A 21,396-nucleotide genomic window follows, 5' to 3' on the forward strand; every position below is an offset into this window, starting at 1 on the left:
CAAACGCGATACGTCGTTTCTCGCCATTTGAACCATCGAATTTGACTCCGAGTTCAAACAGTGTGAACTACCGCAGTAATGCGGTTATCAGACTGGCGAAAATCAATGGGGTGGCCGCAGTCTGCGGTGGCCAAGCGGCTTGGGCTTCGGTCGAAGGCGCAGATCTCGGGGTATGAGAACGGATCTCTGACCCCGACGGCTGAGATCGCCATAGCAATCGATCGGATGACTGACGGGTTGTGTCCCGTCTGGGAGACCCGGCCGGACCTCCACGACGTCCGCGTCATCCGCGCGCCAACCGGCAGCCAGGTGTCAGCATGATGTGCTGGATAGGCATGGCCGCAGGCGTGGCGGCACTGACATGGAACGTCTGGCTGCGCTGGCGGAACCCGAAGTCGCAATCGGCGGCCCGCCTCAGGCGCCTCGCCGTCCGCCTCCACGCGCAGAATTGGACCCAGGGTCAGATCGCCGAGGAGCTGGGCCGCGATCCACACGAAGTCGCTCAATGGCTCGCGGAAGCTGATCGAGCGCGGGCGCTGTAGGATGGCTGTCGGGGGAGGGGACTTTTGCGATGACTGCGCCTGGCCGGACTGCCAGGGCGTCGGCTTCTGCCTGAGGCCATTCGCGTCCCCCATGGCGCTCTTGGGCCTGCCGCTATCCCGAGCCGAGTTGCTCGAACTGGCGGACGAGCTGACCGCGCGGCCCCAGCCGGATCTGTATTCGCGAGAGGACCACGGGTTCCTCGCCTTCAACCTCGCCACCGTCAGCCTGACCGGCGCTGGTGAGCGCCCTGTCGTCGTACCCGCCATGCCAGCGGTCCCCCTCCGGAGCGACGACGGGGCATCCCTTTCCGAAATCTCGACGTCGGGATCTTCCCCCGCGCTCGAGCGTCCCGCCGCTGAAGCCGGAACAGCAATTGCGCCAGTAGGCGGCGGGACACCCTCATCCAGTGCCGCGTCCCCCGTCCACGCAGGGACACAGTGCTGAGCCGCCGCGAGAGCCCCTTCTTCCGCCACGGCGCCGGTCTGATTCAAAACCGTTCCCGATTCGTCCCGAAAGTTAACGGGGCGCACTTGCGCGGCCGCTCGCGCCTGCTCGGCCGACGTCGCTGCGCGCGCCTCACGGCCCTCCGCCACCGGCTCCTGGCGAGGCTTTGCCTGGACCGCGAGCGACGCCCGGCCCCCCAGCGTGATCAGCGCCAGACCCACATCGGCAAAGCACCCGCTTCGCCCGCCTGACGGCCCCGGTTCGATGACCGGCCGACAGCCCTGTGAACCCGCCGGGGGCGGAATTCTGCAGCGCTGATCGTGATCGCCAGTGGCGGCGCGTGCGGACGGCTTGCCCCCATCACAGCCAACCATGGCCGCCATACGGACGGTCATCGGGATTGCTCATGTCTAACGCCGGGCGGGAAGCGCTTCGGCGACTGCATGTCTGCGCCCCGACAGGACCGGCCGTCAGGCGGATTCGCGAGGACCGAATCCCCATGCAATTGCGACAGCACGCGTATCTAGCGCGTGAGCTTCAGGACGCCTGTGGCGGCCCTGACGCCTGCCTGAATATCCTTGAGGTCTCGCCGTTCCCGATCGGACGGACCCATCTCTATGACACTCGCGACCCATCGACCCCGCGCACCATGCCGATCGGTGCGGTCGAGGTGCTCGAGGGCGTCTGCCAGCGGAAGATTTACACGGCGGTGCTCTGCGCACGGCAGGCAGCACCCAGCGACGCCCAATGCGCGGTCAGCGAGGCCTGCGAGCTCACCGAGACCGTGGCGACCGTCCAGCGCCTGGTGCGCGAGGCGGCGAAGGACGACGACATCAGTGAGAATGAAAAGCGGGATATCGAGCCGCACATTCTGGCGATCGAGCGACTATGCCTTGGGCTCCGCGCCGCCATGGATGCGGGAGCGGCAACATGACGGCCGTCCCGATCGACCACAGCCACCGACGTCGACGGCCCGAGCCTGAAACACGCCGAACGCATTCGCCGGTTCGGCGCAACAGCCAGCCTGCCGGCGGCGAGAACTGGCGGCCTCTCAGCTGGGAAGAGGGGCGGCGGATCCTGTTGGCCCTGCGGATCCACGCCGAGAAGCAGAGGCGCAAGGGCGAGCGCACCGGCACGGCGCCCCGTGACAAGACCGACGCCGGCGGCATCAGCTTCGGCGCCATCCGCCTGGCAGAGATCCTGGTGGGCATAGCCACCAAGCGGGGCGGCCGCCTTGAGCCTTCGGTGAAGTGGCTGGCCAAGGCGTTGAACGTCCCGCTGAAATCCATCCACGCCTGGAAGGCGCAGCTGAAGCGACACGGCTTCTTGGACTGGCGCCGTCGCTGGGTCGCCACCGGCCGACAAGGCGCGCGGGGTGACCAGGTGCAGCAGACCTCGAACGCCTATTGGCTGAAAGCGCCCCTGGAAGCCCTACAGGCGGCTGCCAAGGTGCTCGCGCCCCGGAAGGCCGAAGAAGACGACGAGGCCCGCTGGTCGGCCATGCCTGCGGCGATGCAGGCCAGCCTGCGCGCGATGAAAGCCTCGGCCGCGCGGCGCAGCGAGCGCGGCCCCCAGGCTGGTCGAAGATCTGACCCATGAATCACCTGAGGGGTCTGAATCCGGCCTCTCTCAAGATTAGAAGGCGTCGAGCTAGTCGCTCGACCACATGATCAAGGGATGAAGGGCGTCGCGCTAGGACGCGCGACAACATTTCCCGGGATCACAACGACCGCCAAGGGCGGTTTTCATCCCCCTCACAACAGGGGGCCGAGCAGTGCTCGGCCTCATTGAACCACGCTGTCGCGTGCCAACCGGCCGACGACGGCGTCTGCTCGCTCGTATGTGGGCTGGGCGAAGACGGAGGGGTCGAGCTCCCGCGATGCCTCTAGGTGCCTGGTGATGCGAGGCCGCGACCGATCGTTAGACAATCTGACCTAAAATCTTCACAGCCGGGCGCTACTTCGCATACAGGAACGCCGCATCAATCTTTTTCGTAGATTCTCACAAGCGGTTTGGCGCTACGTGCGCCTTCGGTCTATTTGGATTTCATGACCCAGCTCCAAGTTCACAACTTCGGTTGCATCGATGAGGCTGATCTCACCGTCTCGCAAATCACTGTCCTGATCGGCCCGCAGGCGAGCGGCAAAAGCGTAATCGCTAAGCTGCTGCACTTCTTCAATGAGGCTATCGCGCGAGTCGTTGACACGGCTCAAACGCAGGATAGTCGGAGCTACATCGCCAACCTCGAAAATCGTTTCGTGGAGCAGTTCCCGGCGACGGCGTGGGGTAGCAAGAGATTCAGCATCACCTACGTCGCAGGACCTTTTACCTTCTCCGTTACGAGAAATCGCAGCGAACGTTATCGAGTAGTCATTGAGGCAAACGAAGCCTTCTCTTTGTATCTTTCAGACTTGGCCGTGAAGTTCTCGCACTTCCGAGCTGCGATAGCTTTACCAGACGCTAATACGCTAGCAGCTTTCGAGAAGTTCTGGCCGCTGATGGAGCGCGAACAGGAAAGTCTATCTTTGATAATGGGGGCAGACTATGTCCGGTCTCAGGTTTTTGTGCCTGCTGGACGGTCCTTCTTCACTACGCTGGGCAAAACCGCAGTAGCGCTAGGGAGCTCCGTCGTAACTGACTCGATTACCCAGCGGTTTGGCAGGTTCATCACTTCCCTGCGCGACGACGCTTTCCCGATGCCCGACGAGGTGCTCAATCAACCTCAAGCGCGCCGTATTATGGGCGGTAGAGTAGTCCGAGAGGGTGATCGAGAAATCCTGAAATCAGAAGACGGTCGGACGATACCTCTCAGCTTGATGTCATCAGGCCAGCAGGAGTTTTATCCTCTACAGGTCGCGCTCGGGTATGCCTCTTACATAAATGCCGAAGGTTCAGTCGTATTCATCGAAGAGCCGGAGGCTCATTTATTCCCTTCGGCACAATCTCAACTGATAGACTTGCTTGTGGACACTGTAGGCAGTGAGGCCTCAGATATGAGGATGTTCATAACCACACATAGTCCATATTGTCTTTCCAAAATGAACAACTTGCTTCGCGCAGGCGGATTGGCGGGCGCGCGGCCAGATCTGGCACAACGTATTGCGGAGGTCGTTGAGCCTGAACGATGGCTGACTCCTGAGCGGCTCTCGGCATATGCAATCGACCGCGGCAAACTGAAGAGCATCTTGGATGAAGACGGCCTGATTGATACGAACTACATTGATTCGATATCTGCTGATCTCGCTGATCAATTTGGCGCTCTGATAGACTTAGAGTTTCAAAACTGATGTCAGATGCATGCATAAAGAGCTGCAACGACAGCAATGTTCGTGTTTCGGACTCTGGAATGCACGCCACGTTCCAAAATCCACTCAGGAAAGACTACACGAAGTATATTGTCGATGGATGTCTTTTGAAAAACTGCCTTGCAGCAGATTTTGCTGTTGAAGAAGTAGGTGTCGGCATGGCGGTAGTTGAGCTCAAGGGCGGTAGGGTCGAACATGCCCTAAAGCAGGTATCAGCTACGACAGAGCATTTTCGAAAGGACCGTGACTATCGTGAGCCCATCTGCGCCGTGATCGTGTCTCGGCAGTCTCCTCTAGGAGCCGCCAGCATCGCCCGTCACAGGCTAGCTTTCGCCAGGGCACACGGGGGCGCGGCGCTGCACGTTCACTCCAGCAGGCGCGATTTTGTCATCGCCGATCTGCTGAAAGCATCTGGGAAGCGCTGATCGCTGCAAGGAACTGCACTGGCGAACGGCCTTCAACATAAGCTTTCTGCGGCGCTTGCGCACTGGCTTTTGGAGGGTTCGACAGATGCAAGAATTGCGACCCATAAAGCGCGCGGGCGAGGTGGGGGAATGAGCGCGGCTCTTGGGGGCCACGAGGGGTGCCACCCCTCCGGCGCCCGCGCAGGCCTGTCGCGGCCTCACGCCCGCGCGATCGGGGTCTCTGACAGCCTGGTCGTGTAGGCCGGGCTGCGCATGTCCGCCTTGGTCGACCACCTCTTTGTCAGTCCGGCCCGCGCCGGCACCAGCGCGCCGCGCCCATGTCGGCGGTTGACCTGGTCGAGCGCGGCCATCAGCTGCTCGCGGCGCAGATCGGCCTTGGCCAGAAGGTCGCCGGTGGCTGAGCCCGCTCGCACCAAGTCGTCCAGCATCACCCCGGCCTTGGCGTATCGGAAGCCCGGCGCCCACAGCCGCCGCACCACGACGGTGGCGGCCGCGATCATCTCGGTCGTGTCGCTGCTGGGCGTCCATAGCGCGGCGCGTCCGCTTACCGATCGCGGCGGCCCAGCCGCATGCGCGCGGGTGTGGAAGAAGACGGTCATGTCGGCGGAGGCCAGACCGTGCTGGCGCAGCTTCTCGCCGGCGCGGGCGACATAGCTGGCCACGGCCTCGAGCAGCTCGTCCAGGTCTGTGATCGGCCGACCGAACATCCGCGTTACCGCGATGCCCTTTCGTGTGGGCGGCGTCAGCTCGAGATCCTGGCAGAGGATCCCGCGCAGCTCCAGGACCAGGCGCTCGCCAGTCACCGTAAGCAAGCCGCGCGCGGCGCGCGGATCCATGGCGCGTAGATCCGCCGCCGTCGTCACCCCGATCGCCGTCAGCTTCGCGGCCGAGGCCCGGCCGACGCCCCAGACGTCCGCGACCTCGACGGTCGGCAGCAGGGCGTCCTGCCACGTCGGCTCGGTCAGATCACACACGCCCGCCAGCTCGGGCCGCTTCTTGGCCAGATGGTTCGCCACCTTGGCCAGCGTGCGCGTCGGTCCCAAGCCGACACAGGTCGGGATCCCGGTCCAGCGACGGACGGTGGCGCGCATGTCGCGCGCCTGGCTAGCCGGGTCGGCGTCGCCCGTGAAGTCCAGGAAGCTCTCATCGATGGAGTAGATCTCGACGTCGCGAGCGTAGCGCCGATAGACGTCGTTCACCCGTCGGCTCATGTCGCCATACAGGACGTAGTTCGAGGACCGCGCCAGGACGCCTGCGGCCGTGGCCTGGTCGCGGATCTTAAACCAGGGATCGCCCATCTGAATGCCCAGCGCCTTGGCTTCTGGCGTGCGGGCGATCGCACAGCCGTCGTTGTTCGACAACACGATGACCGGCCGGCCCTCGAGCGCCGGATCAAAGACCCGCTCGCACGAGCAGTAGAAGCTGTTCCCATCCGATAGGGCGAAGACGCGGCGGCTCATCGCGGCGCCGGGCGGTGTGGCGTCAGCGACCAAGTGATGACGCCCCAGATCAGGGCCTCGGACGCCTCATCCAGGACGAGCGGCGTCATGGTCGGGTTGTCGAAGTCCAGGGCCAGACGACCGCCCGGCAGGCGGACCACGCGCTTGGCGCTGGGCTGACCATCGATCACGGCGACGACGGCGTCGTCCTTACGCGGCGCCAGTGATCGGTCCACGACGACATAATCGCCGTCGTTAATGCCTCGGCCGATCATGCTGCGCCCAGCGACGCGCCAGACGAAAGTGGCGGTCGGGTTGGTGACGATCAGCTGGGCGGGGTCCAGCGCCTCTTCCAGATAGTCGTCCGCCGGCGACGGAAAGCCGGCGCACAGGCTTGCGCCCATGAAGGGCAGGGGCTGGCCCAAGCCAAGCCTGACAGAAACACCAATCCTCGTCGCCATGCCTTCGGTTCGCTCTTGATCGCCAACCGACCCTCCGCGCGCCTTACGCGGCCCTACACATCAGGAAAAGGAAAAATGTTCCGCGTTTGTTCCTTCCTGTGGATGTCGGGAGCTTCGGTCGAGGGGTTGCAGCCTTGGTTGTGATGGCACAAGCTCAGCGTTGTGCTTTATGAGGAGGTAGCCATGAAAATGAAGACGCTGTCGGCGACAGCTATCATGGTGGCGTTCTGCGGATGCGCGAAAGCTCCGCATGAAGCGTCCTTGTCAGGCCCCGATTGTGCTCCCTGGAAGTCGAAGGCTGTTGTCCAGTGCTGGTGGCCGGGGACGGGGCACCCGCTGGATCAGTGTCAGCTCACGTCGCCCTCCTCCTGCCCGTTTGATGCCAAGGCTGTTGACGCACTTTCCGGCGACGTATCTGTCACACTGGATCACGCGAAATACCCTGCGGGCACGTGGGCGTGGTTCGACGTGTATCAAGACGAAACGGGGCAAGTCGGCCGAGCGTCCTTCAAGGAGGATGTCGGCACAATCCTACCTAAGCACATAAAACCCGTGATTGATTGACTCTCGCCCTCGACGTGCGACGGTGTCTGTCGCGACGATAATGTCGCGTGATCCTGGAGGGGATGAAGATGAAGAACCGTCGTTTCGCAACTGTGCCGGTGCTGGCTGCAGCAATCATGGCAAGCTTCGCTGTTTCCGTTCCATCGGCACGTGCCCAGTCGGTGCCGAAGGATAATGCCGACATCTGTTTCGACATTGAGGTCATCTGCAGCCGAACAACCGGCAACTGTGAAGTGGTGACAACCCAGGTGCCGTGCTGAGCCTTTAGGTTGAGCATGATGTAGGCTCGGCCCAAGAACTCCGAGGCTAAACATCGAATGCAGTGGCGTTGTTCTCCCCGACCCGATTGGTTGGGGAGAACAACGCTAGTCATGTCAGCTACCGCCAGTGACGATGACCTCGGACGCGGCCTGGGCGCCACGGCCGGCGAGGCCATAGTGCGTGCCGACGGGATCGACTTGGAACCGCGCGAAGATCTCGCGCACCTGCGGGCGATCATTGAGCGACAAAATGAACCGCCCCTTCAGCCCAGCCAGCTGCTCGGCCATGGCGCCGAACTCCTGGCGCCCGAACATGCCGTCGCCGTAGTCGTTCTCGCAGCCGTAGTATGGTGGATCGAGATAGAACAGCACGCCGGGCCGGTCATAGCGGGCGATGAACTCCGACCAGCCGAGCTGCTCGATAGTCACCGCCTCGAGGCGCTTGGCTGCGGCCAAGAGGTCGTCGCCAACCTGGCTCGATCGAAACCGCGCCGGCCCATCGGTGCGGACGCCGAAGTTCCGGCCGTTCACCTTTCCGCCAAATGCGGTCTTCTGCAGGTAGACGAACCGCGCGGCGCGCTGAAGATCGGTCAGCGTAGTTGGATCCTCGCGCATGGCGCGGTCGAACTCGGCCCGCGACTGGAGCTGCAGCGCGACCAGGTCAACCAGGGCGCCGGGGTGGGCGCGCATGCAGCGGAACAGGTTGGCGACGTCGCCGGACCAATCGTTGATCAGTTCGCACTTTGGACGGGACTGTCGCCGGAAGAAGACGCCGCCCATGCCGACGAAGGCTTCGGCGTAGGTGGTGTGAGGCGTCGCCTCGATCAGGGCGCACAAACGGCGCGCCAGGTTGCGCTTGCCGCCGATGTAGGGCGCGATCGGGCGCACCGGCGTGACGGGGGAAAGGGTCATTGCGTTCATGGTCGACTCAACAGCATTTGCGCCGCGCCGGTCAGGCCGGTGGCGGGGCGAAAGGGGCGTGCACCCCTGGACGTGCTGAGTTACGGCTCGGCGGCTCGAGCGCGGCAAACGCTCGGCCCCCGCCTCTAAACAACGAGGGCGGCGCCCACATCGAGCACCGCCCTTCGATAGCCCAGCGCCGGCCGTTGTGCCGTGCGGTTGCGACAACTAGGCCGCCTTCGAATAGTCCCTGGGAGCGAAGCGGACGACCTCTTCACCCAGCCAGTCGTTGACCGCCAGGAACCGCTTCTGCAGGGGCACGACCTCGCTGCGATAGTAGACCATTTCGGCCTTCTCCGGATCGCCCAGGCCGCCGGCGTTGACCGGCACCACCCCGATCAGGACCGGCGGAACCCGGTGCGCCGCCAGGATGTCGTCGCGTGTCGTGCCCTTCACGCCCAGGAACTCGTCCTTTGCTGCGGCCTCGCCCGGGTGGATCAGCTGGACGCCCTTTTCCTTGCCGTTGGGGACATGCAGCAGCAGGTTCGAGAAGTTCCCCACGCCCTTGGCGCTCTTCAGCTGCGCCTCGAGGACGTCGAGATCCTCGTCCGGCATATCGGCTTCGGTGATGTACATGATGAAGCCGGCGTGGGAGCCGTTCAGATAGTAGCGCCGGCGGAACAGCACGGCCGCCTCGTTCAGGAAGGCTGACTGCAGGGCGCTGAGATAGTCGGGAACGCCGTAGATCTCCTGATCGAGACCAGGCCGCATGAGCTGAAACACGGCCCCTGGCGCAAACGCATGTTCCTGGCCTGTCGATTTCACGAAGAAGAAGTCGCCGTCGCGCAGTCCTCGGCGGGTGTATTTCGCCAGCGATCGGCGCAGCTTCAGCGGCCGGCCCAGCCGGTTGGGTACGGCTTCGAGATAGCCGTTCGCCAGATCGAGGAAGTCCATGGCAAAGCCCTCGAACGTCATCGCGTCCAGCTTTGGATGGGGGATGAAGTCACGGACCAGCTGTAGGCGCTTGTATTCGAGCGCGCTGGAATGGTGAGGGCTGACATTGACGGCCCGCGTCAGCGCGCCAAGCGGAATAGGCGGCTCGTAGTATCGGCCGTTGTTCCAGCACTCCAGATGGTCGATCAGCTCGCGCCGCGACATGACCGGCTCCGGATCGCCAAACGTGAACGATCGGACGCCTTGGGAGCCGGCGCTGGCCGGTATCACTTCGCCGGATATGGGTTCTGCGGTTTCGGGGGCAGGGGACTTGGTCATGATTTCTCCAGGACGCGGACGCGGCCCTTGCGGACCCCGCCGACGGCGGCTTCCAGTGGTTCGTTGTCGAGGGCTTGAAACAGAGCCCAGGCGAGGTCGCCGTGCCCGCTGCTCTTGGTGCGGGGCGCTTCATAGGTCAGGTGCTGGCCCTTGCTGGTCAGCGTCCGACGGATCGACATCAGGGCGGCGGTCAGGTCCGTCCAGGCGATCGGATATTCCAGGCGCTTGTGGCCGACGACGTTCAGCGTCTTGTGGACCATCCGGGTCTTGGTGATCGGGCTGTACATGTGGCCCCGCGCGCTCGGGAACCACTTGCGCACCAGCTGCAGCACGGACTTGCCTAGGCCGCTCTCATCGATGTCGATCTTCGTGACGTTGTAGCGGTCGCACAGGTTCTGGATCCGCTTGGCCTGCTTTTCGAAGTCCGAGCCGATGAACTGCTCGCGCCAGATCACGCGGAACTTCCCAACGCCGAGCACTTCGGGAGGGGCGACGAGGACAAGGCCCGCGTTGTCCGCGTTGGGGCCGTCGCCGTTGGGGTCGTAGGACAGCCAGACTTCGCCGTCGTACGGCCGGCCATATCCCAACAGCTGCTTGCCGAAGTCGATATCCTTCCAGACATCCCACTCTTCGACCTGGCAGGGCTTCAGCGCCGCCATCGGGAAGACGGAAAGGGAATCATCGACGAACTGGCACATGTAGAGGTTCGCCCAGGCGGCGGCACTCTTGCGGTTGCGCAGGCCGACCAAGTCGAAGAGGGTGCAGCCCTTCTCTGCCGCGTCCTCGATCGTGACGACCTGGCGCCAGATCCCGTCCTCGCACTGGCGCCCATCCCGCAGCGCCTTCCAGGAGACATCGATCTCGATGCGGTCCTGTTTGGCGCGATCGGCGTTCCACGCCTTGCCGGTCCAGAAGGGATAGGCCTCGTCGTTGATCGAGCTCGGCGTCGAGAAGTAGGTCAGGCGGTACTGTTTGTGCGACGCCATGCCGGAGGCGACGTCTTCAAGCTTCTTGAACCCGTGGACCCAGAAGAACTCATCGAAATACAGGTCGCCATGATAGCTCTGCGCGGTGCGGCTATTGGTGCCCAGAAAGTAGAGCGTCGGGTGTTTCTCGCCCTCGCCACGATCCAGCGTGATGTGCTCGCCCGTCAGATCGACGCCGACCGTCTCGCGCACGAAATCGACAATGTAGCCCCGGAAGACCTGCGCCTGGCTCTTGGACGCTGACAGGAAGATCTGGTTGTTGCCGGTCTCGAGCGCGTGGATCAGGGCTTCGCGAGCGAAATAGAAGGTCGCGCCGATCTGACGCGACTTCAGAATCATCCGGTGGCGGAGATCGCGGACCTGGTGCCACTCCTTCTGGTACCCGAACATTTCGTCCAGGTGCCGCTGGCGCAGGATCTCCAGCTGCTCTTCGGTGATGACGTTTCGCTTGGGCTTCTTCTTCTCGGCGGCGTTCCGGTTCGCGATCTTGTCGTTGAGGTGCCCGCTGTGCCCGCCGGCCTCCTGGAACTTCCGGATCTTGGCGATGCTGATGGCCTGACGGCTCAACAGATCGATGTCGCGCACGTCGCGGCTGGACTTGTCCTTCTTCAGCACCAGGCTGATGAACTGCGCCTCGACAATCCCTTCCATCCGCTCGAGCGGCGTCGCGGCTTCCCATCCGTCGCGCTTGCGCCAACTGGCGATGGTGTTTTCCGATAGCCCCAGAAGTTCGGCGATCTCGCTGGACCGCCACATGGCCCACGACAGGAATTTTGCGGCGCGCCGCTGATCCAGGCCTTCAGCCACGGGGAAGCTGAAGCCCCCGTTGCGGGCCAGCAGCACGCCTAGGTCATCGTCGCCGCCAATCGGCTCTTCCTGCTTTTTCGGGCGCTGCCTCATCGCGGCGGACGCTAACCGCGCGCCCGCGCGCGATGGGCGTCGGACCTGTTGTCAGGACCGCACCGCACAACAGGCCTGCCTTGAGAAACATCGGCCCAAGGCGGTGATCTGCGGCCTCAAACGGCGGCTGCAGAAGCCGAACCTATCCCGAGGATCGAATGCTCAAGTCGAAGTTCTTCCGCGTCGCCGTCGAGGGCGCCACCGCAACCGATGGCCGCACGATCGAGCGGTCGTGGATTGAGGACATCGCCGGGAACTATAAGCCGCAAACCTACGGCGCCCGCGTCAACATGGAGCACATTCGCGGGTTTTCGCCGCAGCCGCCCTTCAACGCCTACGGCGATGTCCTCTCGGTCAAGGCGGAGGAAGTCACGATCGAGCTGAACAATGTCCAGGAAAAGCGCCTGGCGCTCTTCGCCGAGATCGCCCCGACGCCCCAGCTGGTGACGCTGACCAAGGACAAGCAGAAGATCTACACCTCGATCGAGGTGGCGCCGAACTTCGCCAACACCGGCAAGGCTTACCTTGTCGGCCTGGCGGTCACCGACAGCCCCGCCTCCCTGGGCACCGACATCCTGCAGTTCTCGGCCAAGGCCGATGACGCCGCCGCCGCCGCGCTGAAGGCCACCTTCGACAGCCGCAAGCAGGACAAGGCGAACCACTTCTCGGCCGCCCTTGAGACGTCGTTCGAGTTCGTTGAGGTGGCGGACGCCGGCGGCGAAAGCGCCCTGGAGAAGTTCGCCAAGCTGGTGGTGGAAAAGCTGACCGGCAAAGAGCCCGAGGCGAAGCCCGAGCCTCAAGCCGAAGCCAAGCCTGAAGGCGGCGACTTCGCCACCATGTTCCAAGGGCTGACCGTTGCTCTGGCCGCCGATCGCCAAGCCGATCGCGCAGCAGCTGATGCCAAGTTCGCGGAGCTGACGTCCCAGCTTTCGTCGCTGAAAACCGATCTCGAATCCACGGCGCCGCAGACCTTCACCCCGCGACCGACCGCCTCTGGCGACGCCGGCGCCATCGTCACCGACTGCTGATCCGCAGCCACGGACCATTGCGTCCGACCCTTCGCACCTGACCGCTCAACAACTCTCGGACCCCTGATCCCATGCGCAACGAAACCCGCGTCAAGTTCAACGCCTACAGCACGCGGATCGCGGCGCTGAACGGCGTGTCCAGCGCTGCTGTCAGCTTCAGCATCGCTCCGACGGTCCAGCAGACGCTGGAATCGAAGATCCTGGAGTCGGCCGACTTCCTGAAGCGCATCAACGTCGTTCCCGTCCGCGATGGCCAAGGCGCCAAGCTGGGCCTGGGAAACACCGGCCCGATCGCCAGCCGCACCAACACCTCGGGCGGCGGCACGCGCAAAACGCGGGCGACCCACACGCTCGATAAGCGCGGCTATAAGTGCGAGAAGACCAACTTCGACACCCACATCCGCTATGAGACCCTCGACACCTGGTCGGAGTTCCCTGACTTCGAAACCCGAGTCCGCGACCACTGTATCCAGCAGCAGGGCCTGGACCGTCTGATCATCGGTTGGAACGGCGTCGAAGCCGCCGAAGAAACCGACATCGTCGAGTTCCCGCTGTTGCAGGACGTCAACAAGGGCTGGCTGCAGATCCTCAAGGAAGAGGCGCCGGCGCAAGTCATCCCTGGCATCAACACGGCCGCCAACGGCGCGCCGCCTGTCTATCGTTCTATCCGCGTCGGCCCCGGCGGCGACTTCGCGAACATGGACGCCCTGGTCATGTCGGCGCTGATGCTGATGCAGCCGCAGTATCGTGAAGACACCGGCATCGAGGCCCTGTGTGGTCGCGAGCTGCTGCACGACAAATACTTCCCTGTGATCAACCAGGCCAACAAGCCGTCCGAAACCCTCGCGGCCCAGACCGTCGTTGCGCAGAAGCGCATGGGCAACTTGGTGGCCAACACCCAGCCCTACTTCCCGGCCGACACACTGCTGCTGACCCGTCCGGACAACCTGTCGATCTACTGGCAGGTGGGCGGCCGCCGCCGTCACCTGAAGGATGTGCCCGAGCACGATCAGATCGAGAACTACGAGTCCTCGAACGACGCCTACGTCATCGAGCGCATCGGCGCGGCTGTGCTGATCGAAAAAATCGAGATCGGCGACTGGTCAGAGGAAGGCGGGGCCTGAGCCCCGTCTAACCCTTCCACCCCACCTGAGCCCGAGCCTGATGCGCAAGATCGATCCCTTCCAACGCCATAAGCAGTTCGTCCTCGCCTCCATGGGCGGGACGGTCATGGCTGGGCGCGGGTTCGTGGCGCCCACGGCTCGGGCCAACGATGACGACGGCCCCGTCGCCCGCGAGGCGGCGCAGATGAAGCTGCAGCTTTTCGATCACCTCCGCACCCTCAAGGCCATTCAATCGCGCGAACGCAAGATCGAGACGAAGCGCGAGCTGCTGCCGCTCTATGACGCTTGGGTCGCCGGCGTCCTGGCGGGCGGCGGCGGCTTCCACGACGACGTCTTCACCACCATCATGATCTGGCGCATCGACGTCGGCGATTTCGCCGTCGCCATGCCGATGATCGCGCATGTCCTTCGCCACAAGCTGGCGATGCCCGAGCGGATCAATCGCACCGCCGCGACCTTCATCACTGAAGAGATTGCGGATGCGGCGCTGGAGATCCTGACCCTGGGCGAAGCGGCCAACCGTCCGCCTGTCGCGATCGAAGTCCTGGGCGAGCTCGAGGACCTGGTCGAGCTCGAGGACATGCACGACGAGGTCCGCGCCAAGCTTCAGAAGGCCATCGCCAAGACCATGGCCGCAAGCGACGACGACGGCCATGCCCGCCGGCAGGAGACGCTCGCCCGCTATCTCCGCGCGCTCGAGCTGGACCCGAAGGCAGGCGTCAAAAAGGAAATCGACCAGCTGCAGCGCGCCCTGAAGAAGGACGCGGCGGCCGTCGAGACGATCACGCCTCCCCAGCAAGGGGCAGGTTAAGCCATCGCCCCCCGGCGCTCGGCGGCGGAGGTTGGTCCGGCAGCAACGGGTTCGCCCGACTGCTGTCCGACCGACCTCCCCACCGCCGTAACCGAGGGGTGACAACTACGAAAGTGAAGCCAGCAGGCGGCACCCCACAGGACATCCCTCGCTAGCGCCATGTCAGGCTTCACTTTCAACCCTCCCAATACCGACGCCATCCCGCCTGCTGGCCTGCCCGAGGCCGACGTCGTCAAGGCCGATGGCTGGTGGCCTGACGTGAACATCACGGGTGTTCGCCAAGCCGTCGACATCAACACCAAGGTCACGCCCGAACGGCTGCGTGACGCGGTGCGGCAGGCCATCGTCGATGTGGCGAGCGAACCGGACATGGTCGCCTGGCGCGCCAAGCACGAGGCGGCCGGGATCGCGAGGCTCGAGGACGTGCCGGCCCGCGTTCTGAGCGTGGATGGCATCAACGACTACGGCCATCGCTGGACCCGCGCGATCTACTCCGTCATCGGCGCGGATCTGGGCGAACGGATGCTGGGGCAGGGGCTGACCAGCGCCGGCGCTGAACGGGCCGAAGCGCTCGGGTCTGAGACCCTCATCCACCAGAAGAACACCCGTCATGCCGTCCGTCAGTTCCTCGGCAAGCCCCGTACGCGCGCGAGGCTGATCTGATGGCAAGGCTCACCGCACCGATGACCGTGCTCGCCCTCGCCGGCGAGACGGTCGACGCCCTGGTCTGGCGCGTGCTGGGCCTCGGCTCGTCGGCCGTCGAGCAGGTGTTCGAGGCCAACCCCAATCTCGCGGACGCCGGCCTCTTCCTGGCGCGCGACCAGCGCGTGGTCCTGCCCGTGTCGGCGACCGCGCCGGCCGCCACGCCGCTCGTCCAGCTCTGGGACTGATCATGACCGCTCAACCGCTTCCGCACTCATCCCTTCCGACTAGCACCGTGAACTGGGCAATGATCGCCGTCGTCGTGACGCTGCTGGTCCAGTTCGCCGGCGCCGTCGCCTATGGATCGCGCGTCCAGGCCCAGGTCAGCAATCTTCAGGAGATCACCCAGCCGCTGAAGGATGGCCAGCTGGTCGAGATCCGCACCAACGTCGCCTGGATCCGCGCCGAGCTCGAGCGCGAACGCGAGCGGGGGAGGGTGGCCCCATGACGCCGGACCCGCAGGATCCATTGCCTGAAGGCCAGTGGCTGTTTCGGCGCATATTCACCTGGACGTTCACCGCCATCCAGCTCGCCCTGCTTGGCTGGACTATCTGGCGGATGCCGGCGGCCGACCTTCAACTCGTCGCCCTCTGGCAGCTCGGCCTGCTGGCCCTGGTCGTCACCTACTACCTGCTCGCGCCGAGCGCGCCCCAGCTCGCGCGCATCTTCGCCGAGATCCGCGGCCGTTTGCCGTTCACCCGTCCCCCCGGAGATCCGTCATGAAACCCGTGAAGCTGCTTGTGGTCCATTGCTCCGCGACGCCCGCGAACCGGGACATCGGCGCGGCCGAGATCCGCGCCATGCACAAGGCCAAGGGCTGGCGAGACATCGGCTATCACTATGTCATCCGCCGCGACGGCACTGTCGAGAAGGGCCGGGCCGACAATGTCATGGGCGCGCACGTCACGGGCCATAACGACGGCTCCCTCGGGATCTGCATGGTCGGCGGTGTCCGTCCGGACCTGAAGGCCGAGATCAACTTCACGCCGGCGCAGTTCGCCGCGCTGCGGGAGCTGCTGACCAAGCTCCAGGGCCAGTTCCCCGGCTCAAGGATCTGCGGCCATCGCGACCTTTCCCCCGACCGCAACCGCGATGGCGTCATCACGCCGGGTGAGTGGGTCAAGGAATGCCCGACCTTCGACGTCGATCTGTGGTGGGCGCAGGGTCGGGTTCAGCGCTGATGAAGCTGACCCGCACCCTTAACTTCGCCTCGCCCTGGGGCTGGGCCCTGGGCGTTCTCGCCGCTCTGGCGCTGGGCTGGCTGGCGATCGCCGTCTTGGGCGGCCTCGGCTTCCGGTTCGATCCGTTCAACACCGCTGAGAAGCGGCTCGAGACGGCGCAAACCACGGCGGTCACGGCGACGATCGCCGCCGGCGCCCGCGCCCAGGAAGCCGCCGGCGCTCGCGATACCACGCGCAAGGTCGAGCACACGCTTGGCCAGGTGCGCCGCGCCGAAACCATCGCCGCCGAACTCACAACCCAAGCCAGGGCTGCACCCAATGCGAACGAAGATCTTGATCCTGACCGCCGCGCTCGCCTGCGTAGCGAGCATGAGCGCCTGTGCAACGCGCGTCCTGCCGTCTGCGCTCCCGACCCCGCCGCGCAGGGAGATGCCGGCGACCGCTAAGGCCCCCTGCGCCCTCCCGCGATTGCCGGATCTGCCGACCTACGCGGATCTCGAAGCCGCCTATTATGCCAGGGGCGCGATAATCGTCGCCTGCGACGCAGCGCGTCAGCTCGCCGTCGACGTCCACCAGGGCGAGCATGACGACGAGGATGCGTGGCTGAGGGCGTTGCGCTGAAGCAGAGTTTAGCGTTTTACCCGTAATACTACGTTGCGAGTGTCCGACTTGGGGGGGGGAAGCGGGTATAGAGCTGCGTGGCGTCTAGACGTTGATGGTGTGCGCGCGTAACGCGGATCATCAACATCAAGGGGGCCGATGTGACCGCTGATCCAGACCATCTCCGACGCGTGCAGCTGATCCGCAAGGCCGTCCTGGCGGTGTGCGTCGTCGGCGTCTGCGCCTTGGCAGCGATCACCCACACGGCGATAAATGCTGAGGGTTTCCATGAGGCGTGGGAAGCGTTCGGCCTCGCTCTCATCATCATCTGTATTGTTGGACGGTCTTGGTGCTCGCTCTACATTGGTGGGCGCAAGAAGGCCGAGATCGTGGATCGTGGTCCCTATTCGGTCAGCCGGAACCCGCTCTACGTCTTCAGCTTCATTGGCGCTTTCGGCATGGGAGCTCAGACCGGCTCCGTTCTGATGTCGTGCCTGTTCACGCTCATCGCCTTCTTGGTTTTTTATGCGACGGTGCGTCGTGAAGAGGACTGGCTGAAAGCGACCTTCGGGGCGGACTACGAGGCCTATATGGCGAGAACGCCTCGGTTCTGGCCCCGCTTCAGCAAATGGCGTGATCAGGACACGCTGGAAATCAAACCGACCCTGTTCCTCACCACCCTTCGGGACGGCCTGGCGTTCCTGCTCGTCATACCCCTGTTTGAGGCTCTTGAGCATGCGCAGGACGTTGGCTGGGTCCATGCGATGTTTACGCTCCCCTAGGTGCGACGTATTGTCGCCGTCATGTGGGTAAAACGTCTGCTCACCGATGGAGCTCGCTGGTGACTGACGCCGACAAGATCGCTGAGCCGCACGAGGCTCTTTCCAAAGTGCCTGCCGTCACCCTGGGTTTTTGGGTCATCAAGATCCTTGCGACCACGCTAGGTGAAACCGGGGGTGACACTGTCAGCATGACGATGAAGCTCGGTTATCTGACAGGCACGGCGATCTTCGCAGCGGTGCTGATCGCCTTGGTGATCATACAAGTGCGAGCGAAGCGGTTTCACCCATTCCTGTATTGGGCGACCATAATCGCTTCGACGACAGCCGGTACTACGCTGGCGGATTACGCGACGCGCTCTTTAGGGATCGGCTACACCGGCGGCTCAGCGCTGCTGCTATCAGCCGTGCTGGCTTCGCTTCTCGCATGGAAGCTCACGTTGGGGTCGGTGTCCTCTGATCATGTCGCAGACCCAAAGGTTGAGCTTTTCTACTGGCTGACCATTACGCTGTCGCAGACCCTGGGGACCGCATTGGGTGATTGGACCGCAGACACCGGCGGTTTTGGATATCTCGGCGCCGCCGTTCTTTTCGGCAGTCTCCTGGCGATTGTGGCTGGGCTTGCGGTCTGGACCCGCATAAACCGGGTCTTGCTATTCTGGGCTGCATTCATTCTGACGCGCCCACTTGGGGCTGTGGTGGGCGACTTCCTCGACAAGCCTATCGATCATGGTGGTCTGGCCTTCAGTCGCCCGCTCGCTTCAGGGTTACTAGCCGTGGTTATTTTAGGGCTGATCGTGCTGCTTCCACAGAAATCCGGCAGCCACCCCTCCGCAAGCAGTCCTGCAGCCGCCTGACCTCCAATCACGCTAACTGTTGTGCGGTGCGGCGCTGACATCCAAGCACACCCGACAAGGCCGGGCAGGTCTCCCATCCTGCCCTGATGAGAAAGCCCCCCATCCTTCGCGCGGCCCTGGTCGCCGCCCTGGACGCCAAGCACCGCTACAGTGAGCGGCCGGCCGATCTGCATATGGTCATGCAGGACGCGACGCCCGTGGCGGATGGGCGCCCGGGCATGGCCTATGTCTGGCATTACACCCTGGCGATCGGATTCCTGGACTTCACCGGCTCGCCCGACGAAATCGCGGTCCCCATCCTGACTTGGCTTCAGCGCTGGCAGCACGACGCCTTCGCCACGGCCGACAAGCTGAAGAACGCCTTCAGCATGGACGTCGAGTTCATGGCTGACGACGTCGTGGACGTCATGGTGCGGCTGAAGCTGACCGAAGTCGTCACCCTGGTCCCCCGGCCCGGCGGCGGCGGCGCGGATCTGACCAGGCCCGATGAACCCATGCCGTTCGCCCTGATCGAAGGCGTCCCGCTGCACGCCGTCTACCTGGACAACCAGCTGATCCTGCATTGCGACAACCATCCGGATGCCGGCCTCGATGGCTGATCGCGCGGACGAGCTGCTGCGCCTGAAGGAGATCGCCTCGGCCTTCCTCGAGCAGATGAGCCCTGCCGAACAGTCCAAGCTTCTGCGCCGGTTCGCCCATGACATCCGCCGCTCGCAGCAGCAGCGCATGGCCAGGCAGGTCGCGCCGGATGGCTCCCCGTGGCCCGAGCGTAAGCCGCGTGAGGGGCAAAAGCCCGCCAGCCGCGCCGTTCGCTTCCTCTACCGCAAGGCCGGCGGCGACGTCCGGCTCGCGGATCTGCGCAGCTGGGTCGGCCGGGGCGGGACCATCATAGGCTTCGACCGCGAGGCCGAAGGGATCCGGACGTTCCGAAAAGACCGCATCGCCCAGCATCTGCCGGCCGCCGGCTCCGCAGATCCCCGCGCCCTGCCTGAGGGCATACGCGGCGCGCGGGGCGGCGTCCGGCGAAAGGCCCAGCGCATGTTCGCCAAACTGCGTGGATTCTCGCACCTCAAAGCCGGCGCTCTGCCGGGCGAGGCCTGGGTCGCCTTCACCAACCGCGCCAGCCGCATCGCCCGCGTTCACCACTATGGCCTGAAGGACCGCGTTACGCCCGGCGGGCCTGAGACCGACTATCCGCAGCGCGAGCTGCTCGGCTTCAGCCAGGCCGATGACGAACACCTCCTGGCGCGCTTCCTCGATCACGTCGCGGAGGCGACCAAGGCCTAGCCCGCCTGTTGTGCGGTGCGGTCCTGACAACAGGCCCGTCTCGCGACCCGCGCCTTCCGGCGGCGACAACGCTCGGCATGAGCAACACGGCCGTCAATCTGTCGGGCCTGCCGATGCCGGCAGTCGTCCAGGTGCTGAGCATCGAGCAGATCGTAGCCGACGCCAAGGCCGAGCTGATCGCCCTCGATCCGGCCCTCGCCCCATTCCTTCAGCTGGAAAGCGATCCCCTGGTCAAACTGATCCAGGTCTTCGCCATGCGCGAGTTCGCCATGCGCCAGCGGGTCAATGACGCCTCGCGCGCCAACATGCTCGCCTACGCCGTCGGCTCGGACCTCGATCATCGCGGCGCGGATTGGGGTCTCGCCCGCCTCGTCCTCGTGCCCGCGAACGCACAGACCGGCGTGGCCGCCGTCATGGAATCCGATAACGACTTCCGCGACAGGATCCTCCTGGCGCCCGAGGCCCTGTCCGTCGCCGGTCCCGAGGGCGCCTATCGCTCGCTCGCTCGCAACGCCAGCGGCGATGTCTTGGACGCCAGCTGCACCAGCCCCTCGCCGGGCCAGGTGGTCGTGACCGTCCTGTCGCGCTCCAACGGCGGCATTCCCGCCGCGCCGCTGCTCGCCCTGGTCAACGCCGCAGTCTCGGCCGACGACAAGCGGCCTCTGACCGATCATGTGGTGGTCGCGCCGGCGGAGGTCCTGACCTACGCCGTCGAGGCCGAAATCACGACCTTCCCCGGTCCCGACGCGGAGGTGGTCCGATCGGAGGCAGTCGCCCGACTACAGAAATATGTCTCGGACAGTTTCCGCCTCGGCCGCGACGTCACCCTGGCCAAGATCTACGCCGCGCTCGCCGGCGAGGGCGTTCAGGACGTCCACCTGGTCACGCCGGTCGCGAACATCATCACGACCGAGCTTCAGGCGGCGCGCTGCACGGGCGTCCAGGTCACCCATTCGGGGACCGATACGTGATGGTCCGCGACGAGCTTTGCCTTCTCCCGCCCAACGCCACCAGCGTCGAGCTGGCGCTCGAGGCCCTGACGCGGCGCATAGACGCTATTCCGGTTCCGCTGCGCGCCCTGCGCTTGGCGGATGAATGTCCGCCAGAGATCCTGCCTTGGCTGGCCTACGAGCGGGCGGTCGGATCGTGGAACTCGAACTGGCCGCTGGCGGTGAAGCGCAATGTGGTGGCCCAGGCCATCAACGTCGCGCGCATGCGCGGCACGGCGGAATCGGTGCGCCAGGTCGTCCAGGCCTTCGGGGGACAGATCGCCCTGCGGGAATGGTGGCAGCAGGATCCACCCGGCGAGCCTCACACCTTCCAGCTGATACTGTCTCTGACGGGACAGGATGGCGAGGCCGCCAGCGCCGACTTCGTGGACGAGGTCATCGCCGCCGTCGATCGGACCAAGCCGGTCCGCTCCCGCTTCACCTTCACCCAGGGCCTGAAGGCCGAGGCGGGGCTCGGCGTCGCCGCCGGCGCGCGCCCCGCCCACTACCGCCGCCTGCAGCTCGAGGAGGCCGCCTGA

At 64.6% G+C, this 21,396-nt stretch carries 27 protein-coding genes; 22 read left to right on the plus strand and 5 right to left on the minus strand.

The window, feature by feature from the left end; translation table 11 throughout:
- The first annotated feature begins 78 nt into the window (after nt 1–78).
- From ABIC32_RS12065 to ABIC32_RS12085, 5 genes are all read left to right on the plus strand, one after another.
- Nucleotides 79–321, plus strand: a complete 243-nt coding sequence (locus ABIC32_RS12065) for a helix-turn-helix domain-containing protein (protein ID WP_354074328.1) — start codon at nt 79–81, stop codon at nt 319–321.
- Nucleotides 322–1,486: 1,165 nt separating this feature from the next.
- A complete protein-coding gene (locus tag ABIC32_RS12070) occupies nt 1,487–1,921 on the plus strand; it encodes a hypothetical protein (protein WP_354074329.1) in 435 nt (144 codons plus the stop codon).
- Nucleotides 1,918–2,586, plus strand: coding sequence for a hypothetical protein (locus tag ABIC32_RS12075; protein ID WP_354074330.1), 669 nt, complete (start codon nt 1,918–1,920; stop codon nt 2,584–2,586). Before ABIC32_RS12070 ends, ABIC32_RS12075 begins: the two co-directional genes overlap by 4 nt.
- 449 nt (nt 2,587–3,035) lie before the next feature.
- Nucleotides 3,036–4,274 carry an AAA family ATPase gene (locus tag ABIC32_RS12080; RefSeq protein WP_354074331.1) on the plus strand — a complete coding sequence of 413 codons (1,239 nt, stop codon included), beginning with the start codon at nt 3,036–3,038 and terminating at the stop codon, nt 4,272–4,274.
- Between the two features lie 59 nt (nt 4,275–4,333).
- A complete protein-coding gene (locus ABIC32_RS12085) occupies nt 4,334–4,717 on the plus strand; it encodes a hypothetical protein (protein ID WP_354074332.1) in 384 nt (127 codons plus the stop codon).
- Between the two features lie 197 nt (nt 4,718–4,914).
- Here ABIC32_RS12085 and ABIC32_RS12090 read toward each other — a convergent pair whose 3' ends face one another.
- Both ABIC32_RS12090 and ABIC32_RS12095 read right to left on the minus strand, forming a co-directional pair.
- Complete coding sequence (locus tag ABIC32_RS12090) at nt 4,915–6,177, minus strand: Y-family DNA polymerase (RefSeq protein WP_354074333.1); 1,263 nt, start codon at nt 6,175–6,177, stop codon at nt 4,915–4,917.
- Nucleotides 6,174–6,581 (minus strand): LexA family protein, encoded by a 408-nt coding sequence (locus ABIC32_RS12095; protein ID WP_354074334.1) that lies wholly within the window; start codon nt 6,579–6,581, stop codon nt 6,174–6,176. Before ABIC32_RS12095 ends, ABIC32_RS12090 begins: the two co-directional genes overlap by 4 nt.
- 219 nt (nt 6,582–6,800) lie before the next feature.
- Here ABIC32_RS12095 and ABIC32_RS12100 point away from each other — a divergent pair, with 219 nt between their 5' ends.
- Complete coding sequence (locus ABIC32_RS12100) at nt 6,801–7,181, plus strand: hypothetical protein (protein WP_354074335.1); 381 nt, start codon at nt 6,801–6,803, stop codon at nt 7,179–7,181.
- Between the two features lie 62 nt (nt 7,182–7,243).
- Nucleotides 7,244–7,441, plus strand: coding sequence for a hypothetical protein (locus tag ABIC32_RS12105; protein WP_354074336.1), 198 nt, complete (start codon nt 7,244–7,246; stop codon nt 7,439–7,441).
- A gap of 114 nt (nt 7,442–7,555) precedes the next feature.
- Here ABIC32_RS12105 and ABIC32_RS12110 read toward each other — a convergent pair whose 3' ends face one another.
- The 3 genes from ABIC32_RS12110 to ABIC32_RS12120 form a co-directional block, all read right to left on the minus strand.
- Nucleotides 7,556–8,353, minus strand: coding sequence for a DNA adenine methylase (locus ABIC32_RS12110; RefSeq protein WP_354074337.1), 798 nt, complete (start codon nt 8,351–8,353; stop codon nt 7,556–7,558).
- A 216-nt stretch (nt 8,354–8,569) separates the two neighbouring features.
- Entirely contained in the window at nt 8,570–9,613 is a 1,044-nt protein-coding gene (locus ABIC32_RS12115; protein ID WP_354074338.1) for a phage portal protein, read from the minus strand.
- Complete coding sequence (locus ABIC32_RS12120) at nt 9,610–11,499, minus strand: terminase large subunit domain-containing protein (protein WP_354074339.1); 1,890 nt, start codon at nt 11,497–11,499, stop codon at nt 9,610–9,612. The genes ABIC32_RS12115 and ABIC32_RS12120 overlap by 4 nt, the downstream gene beginning before the upstream one ends.
- 158 nt (nt 11,500–11,657) lie before the next feature.
- Between ABIC32_RS12120 and ABIC32_RS12125 the strand changes: the two genes are divergently transcribed.
- From ABIC32_RS12125 to ABIC32_RS12195, 15 genes are all read left to right on the plus strand, one after another.
- Nucleotides 11,658–12,527 (plus strand): GPO family capsid scaffolding protein, encoded by an 870-nt coding sequence (locus ABIC32_RS12125; RefSeq protein WP_354074340.1) that lies wholly within the window; start codon nt 11,658–11,660, stop codon nt 12,525–12,527.
- A gap of 71 nt (nt 12,528–12,598) precedes the next feature.
- Nucleotides 12,599–13,651: a phage major capsid protein, P2 family gene (locus ABIC32_RS12130; protein ID WP_354074341.1), complete on the plus strand. Its 1,053-nt coding sequence runs from the start codon at nt 12,599–12,601 to the stop codon at nt 13,649–13,651.
- 40 nt (nt 13,652–13,691) lie between these two features.
- Complete coding sequence (gene gpM, locus ABIC32_RS12135; RefSeq protein ID WP_354074342.1) at nt 13,692–14,462, plus strand: phage terminase small subunit; 771 nt, start codon at nt 13,692–13,694, stop codon at nt 14,460–14,462.
- A 159-nt stretch (nt 14,463–14,621) separates the two neighbouring features.
- Complete coding sequence (locus tag ABIC32_RS12140; protein ID WP_354074343.1) at nt 14,622–15,125, plus strand: head completion/stabilization protein; 504 nt, start codon at nt 14,622–14,624, stop codon at nt 15,123–15,125.
- A gap of 20 nt (nt 15,126–15,145) precedes the next feature.
- On the plus strand, nt 15,146–15,352 hold the full coding sequence (locus tag ABIC32_RS12145; protein WP_199060790.1) for a tail protein X: 207 nt from the start codon (nt 15,146–15,148) through the stop codon (nt 15,350–15,352).
- A gap of 59 nt (nt 15,353–15,411) precedes the next feature.
- The gene (locus ABIC32_RS12150; protein WP_354074344.1) at nt 15,412–15,612 is read left to right on the plus strand and encodes a hypothetical protein; all 201 of its coding nucleotides are present in this window, start codon (nt 15,412–15,414) and stop codon (nt 15,610–15,612) included.
- Nucleotides 15,609–15,887: a hypothetical protein gene (locus tag ABIC32_RS12155; RefSeq protein ID WP_354074345.1), complete on the plus strand. Its 279-nt coding sequence runs from the start codon at nt 15,609–15,611 to the stop codon at nt 15,885–15,887. Before ABIC32_RS12150 ends, ABIC32_RS12155 begins: the two co-directional genes overlap by 4 nt.
- Nucleotides 15,884–16,345 (plus strand): N-acetylmuramoyl-L-alanine amidase, encoded by a 462-nt coding sequence (locus tag ABIC32_RS12160; protein WP_354074346.1) that lies wholly within the window; start codon nt 15,884–15,886, stop codon nt 16,343–16,345. Before ABIC32_RS12155 ends, ABIC32_RS12160 begins: the two co-directional genes overlap by 4 nt.
- Nucleotides 16,345–16,791, plus strand: a complete 447-nt coding sequence (locus ABIC32_RS12165; protein WP_354074347.1) for a hypothetical protein — start codon at nt 16,345–16,347, stop codon at nt 16,789–16,791. The genes ABIC32_RS12160 and ABIC32_RS12165 overlap by 1 nt, the downstream gene beginning before the upstream one ends.
- Nucleotides 16,792–17,106: 315 nt before the next feature.
- Nucleotides 17,107–17,727, plus strand: coding sequence for a methyltransferase family protein (locus ABIC32_RS12170; RefSeq protein WP_354074348.1), 621 nt, complete (start codon nt 17,107–17,109; stop codon nt 17,725–17,727).
- A gap of 59 nt (nt 17,728–17,786) precedes the next feature.
- The gene (locus ABIC32_RS12175; protein ID WP_354074349.1) at nt 17,787–18,581 is read left to right on the plus strand and encodes a COG4705 family protein; all 795 of its coding nucleotides are present in this window, start codon (nt 17,787–17,789) and stop codon (nt 18,579–18,581) included.
- 86 nt (nt 18,582–18,667) lie between these two features.
- Nucleotides 18,668–19,180, plus strand: coding sequence for a phage tail protein (locus ABIC32_RS12180; RefSeq protein ID WP_354074350.1), 513 nt, complete (start codon nt 18,668–18,670; stop codon nt 19,178–19,180).
- Nucleotides 19,173–19,868, plus strand: coding sequence for a phage virion morphogenesis family protein (locus ABIC32_RS12185; protein ID WP_354074351.1), 696 nt, complete (start codon nt 19,173–19,175; stop codon nt 19,866–19,868). Before ABIC32_RS12180 ends, ABIC32_RS12185 begins: the two co-directional genes overlap by 8 nt.
- A gap of 77 nt (nt 19,869–19,945) precedes the next feature.
- Nucleotides 19,946–20,839: a baseplate assembly protein gene (locus tag ABIC32_RS12190; RefSeq protein WP_354074352.1), complete on the plus strand. Its 894-nt coding sequence runs from the start codon at nt 19,946–19,948 to the stop codon at nt 20,837–20,839.
- Nucleotides 20,839–21,396 carry a phage tail protein I gene (locus ABIC32_RS12195; protein ID WP_354074584.1) on the plus strand — a complete coding sequence of 186 codons (558 nt, stop codon included), beginning with the start codon at nt 20,839–20,841 and terminating at the stop codon, nt 21,394–21,396. The genes ABIC32_RS12190 and ABIC32_RS12195 overlap by 1 nt, the downstream gene beginning before the upstream one ends.

Source organism: Brevundimonas sp. 1080, assembly GCF_040545985.1.
Classification (GTDB): domain Bacteria; phylum Pseudomonadota; class Alphaproteobacteria; order Caulobacterales; family Caulobacteraceae; genus Brevundimonas.

Coding starts and splice junctions, on each gene's coding strand:
- ABIC32_RS12065 (WP_354074328.1), top strand. CDS start 79: ATGCGGTTATCAGACTGGCGAAAATCAATGGGGTGGCCGCAGTCTGCG.
- ABIC32_RS12070 (WP_354074329.1), top strand. CDS start 1,487: ATGCAATTGCGACAGCACGCGTATCTAGCGCGTGAGCTTCAGGACGCC.
- ABIC32_RS12075 (WP_354074330.1), top strand. CDS start 1,918: ATGACGGCCGTCCCGATCGACCACAGCCACCGACGTCGACGGCCCGAG.
- ABIC32_RS12080 (WP_354074331.1), top strand. CDS start 3,036: ATGACCCAGCTCCAAGTTCACAACTTCGGTTGCATCGATGAGGCTGAT.
- ABIC32_RS12085 (WP_354074332.1), top strand. CDS start 4,334: ATGCACGCCACGTTCCAAAATCCACTCAGGAAAGACTACACGAAGTAT.
- ABIC32_RS12090 (WP_354074333.1), bottom strand. CDS start 6,177: ATGAGCCGCCGCGTCTTCGCCCTATCGGATGGGAACAGCTTCTACTGC.
- ABIC32_RS12100 (WP_354074335.1), top strand. CDS start 6,801: ATGAAAATGAAGACGCTGTCGGCGACAGCTATCATGGTGGCGTTCTGC.
- ABIC32_RS12105 (WP_354074336.1), top strand. CDS start 7,244: ATGAAGATGAAGAACCGTCGTTTCGCAACTGTGCCGGTGCTGGCTGCA.
- ABIC32_RS12110 (WP_354074337.1), bottom strand. CDS start 8,353: ATGACCCTTTCCCCCGTCACGCCGGTGCGCCCGATCGCGCCCTACATC.
- ABIC32_RS12115 (WP_354074338.1), bottom strand. CDS start 9,613: ATGACCAAGTCCCCTGCCCCCGAAACCGCAGAACCCATATCCGGCGAA.
- ABIC32_RS12120 (WP_354074339.1), bottom strand. CDS start 11,499: ATGAGGCAGCGCCCGAAAAAGCAGGAAGAGCCGATTGGCGGCGACGAT.
- ABIC32_RS12125 (WP_354074340.1), top strand. CDS start 11,658: ATGCTCAAGTCGAAGTTCTTCCGCGTCGCCGTCGAGGGCGCCACCGCA.
- ABIC32_RS12130 (WP_354074341.1), top strand. CDS start 12,599: ATGCGCAACGAAACCCGCGTCAAGTTCAACGCCTACAGCACGCGGATC.
- gpM (WP_354074342.1), top strand. CDS start 13,692: ATGCGCAAGATCGATCCCTTCCAACGCCATAAGCAGTTCGTCCTCGCC.
- ABIC32_RS12140 (WP_354074343.1), top strand. CDS start 14,622: ATGTCAGGCTTCACTTTCAACCCTCCCAATACCGACGCCATCCCGCCT.
- ABIC32_RS12145 (WP_199060790.1), top strand. CDS start 15,146: ATGACCGTGCTCGCCCTCGCCGGCGAGACGGTCGACGCCCTGGTCTGG.
- ABIC32_RS12150 (WP_354074344.1), top strand. CDS start 15,412: ATGATCGCCGTCGTCGTGACGCTGCTGGTCCAGTTCGCCGGCGCCGTC.
- ABIC32_RS12155 (WP_354074345.1), top strand. CDS start 15,609: ATGACGCCGGACCCGCAGGATCCATTGCCTGAAGGCCAGTGGCTGTTT.
- ABIC32_RS12160 (WP_354074346.1), top strand. CDS start 15,884: ATGAAACCCGTGAAGCTGCTTGTGGTCCATTGCTCCGCGACGCCCGCG.
- ABIC32_RS12165 (WP_354074347.1), top strand. CDS start 16,345: ATGAAGCTGACCCGCACCCTTAACTTCGCCTCGCCCTGGGGCTGGGCC.
- ABIC32_RS12180 (WP_354074350.1), top strand. CDS start 18,668: ATGAGAAAGCCCCCCATCCTTCGCGCGGCCCTGGTCGCCGCCCTGGAC.
- ABIC32_RS12185 (WP_354074351.1), top strand. CDS start 19,173: ATGGCTGATCGCGCGGACGAGCTGCTGCGCCTGAAGGAGATCGCCTCG.
- ABIC32_RS12190 (WP_354074352.1), top strand. CDS start 19,946: ATGAGCAACACGGCCGTCAATCTGTCGGGCCTGCCGATGCCGGCAGTC.
- ABIC32_RS12195 (WP_354074584.1), top strand. CDS start 20,839: ATGGTCCGCGACGAGCTTTGCCTTCTCCCGCCCAACGCCACCAGCGTC.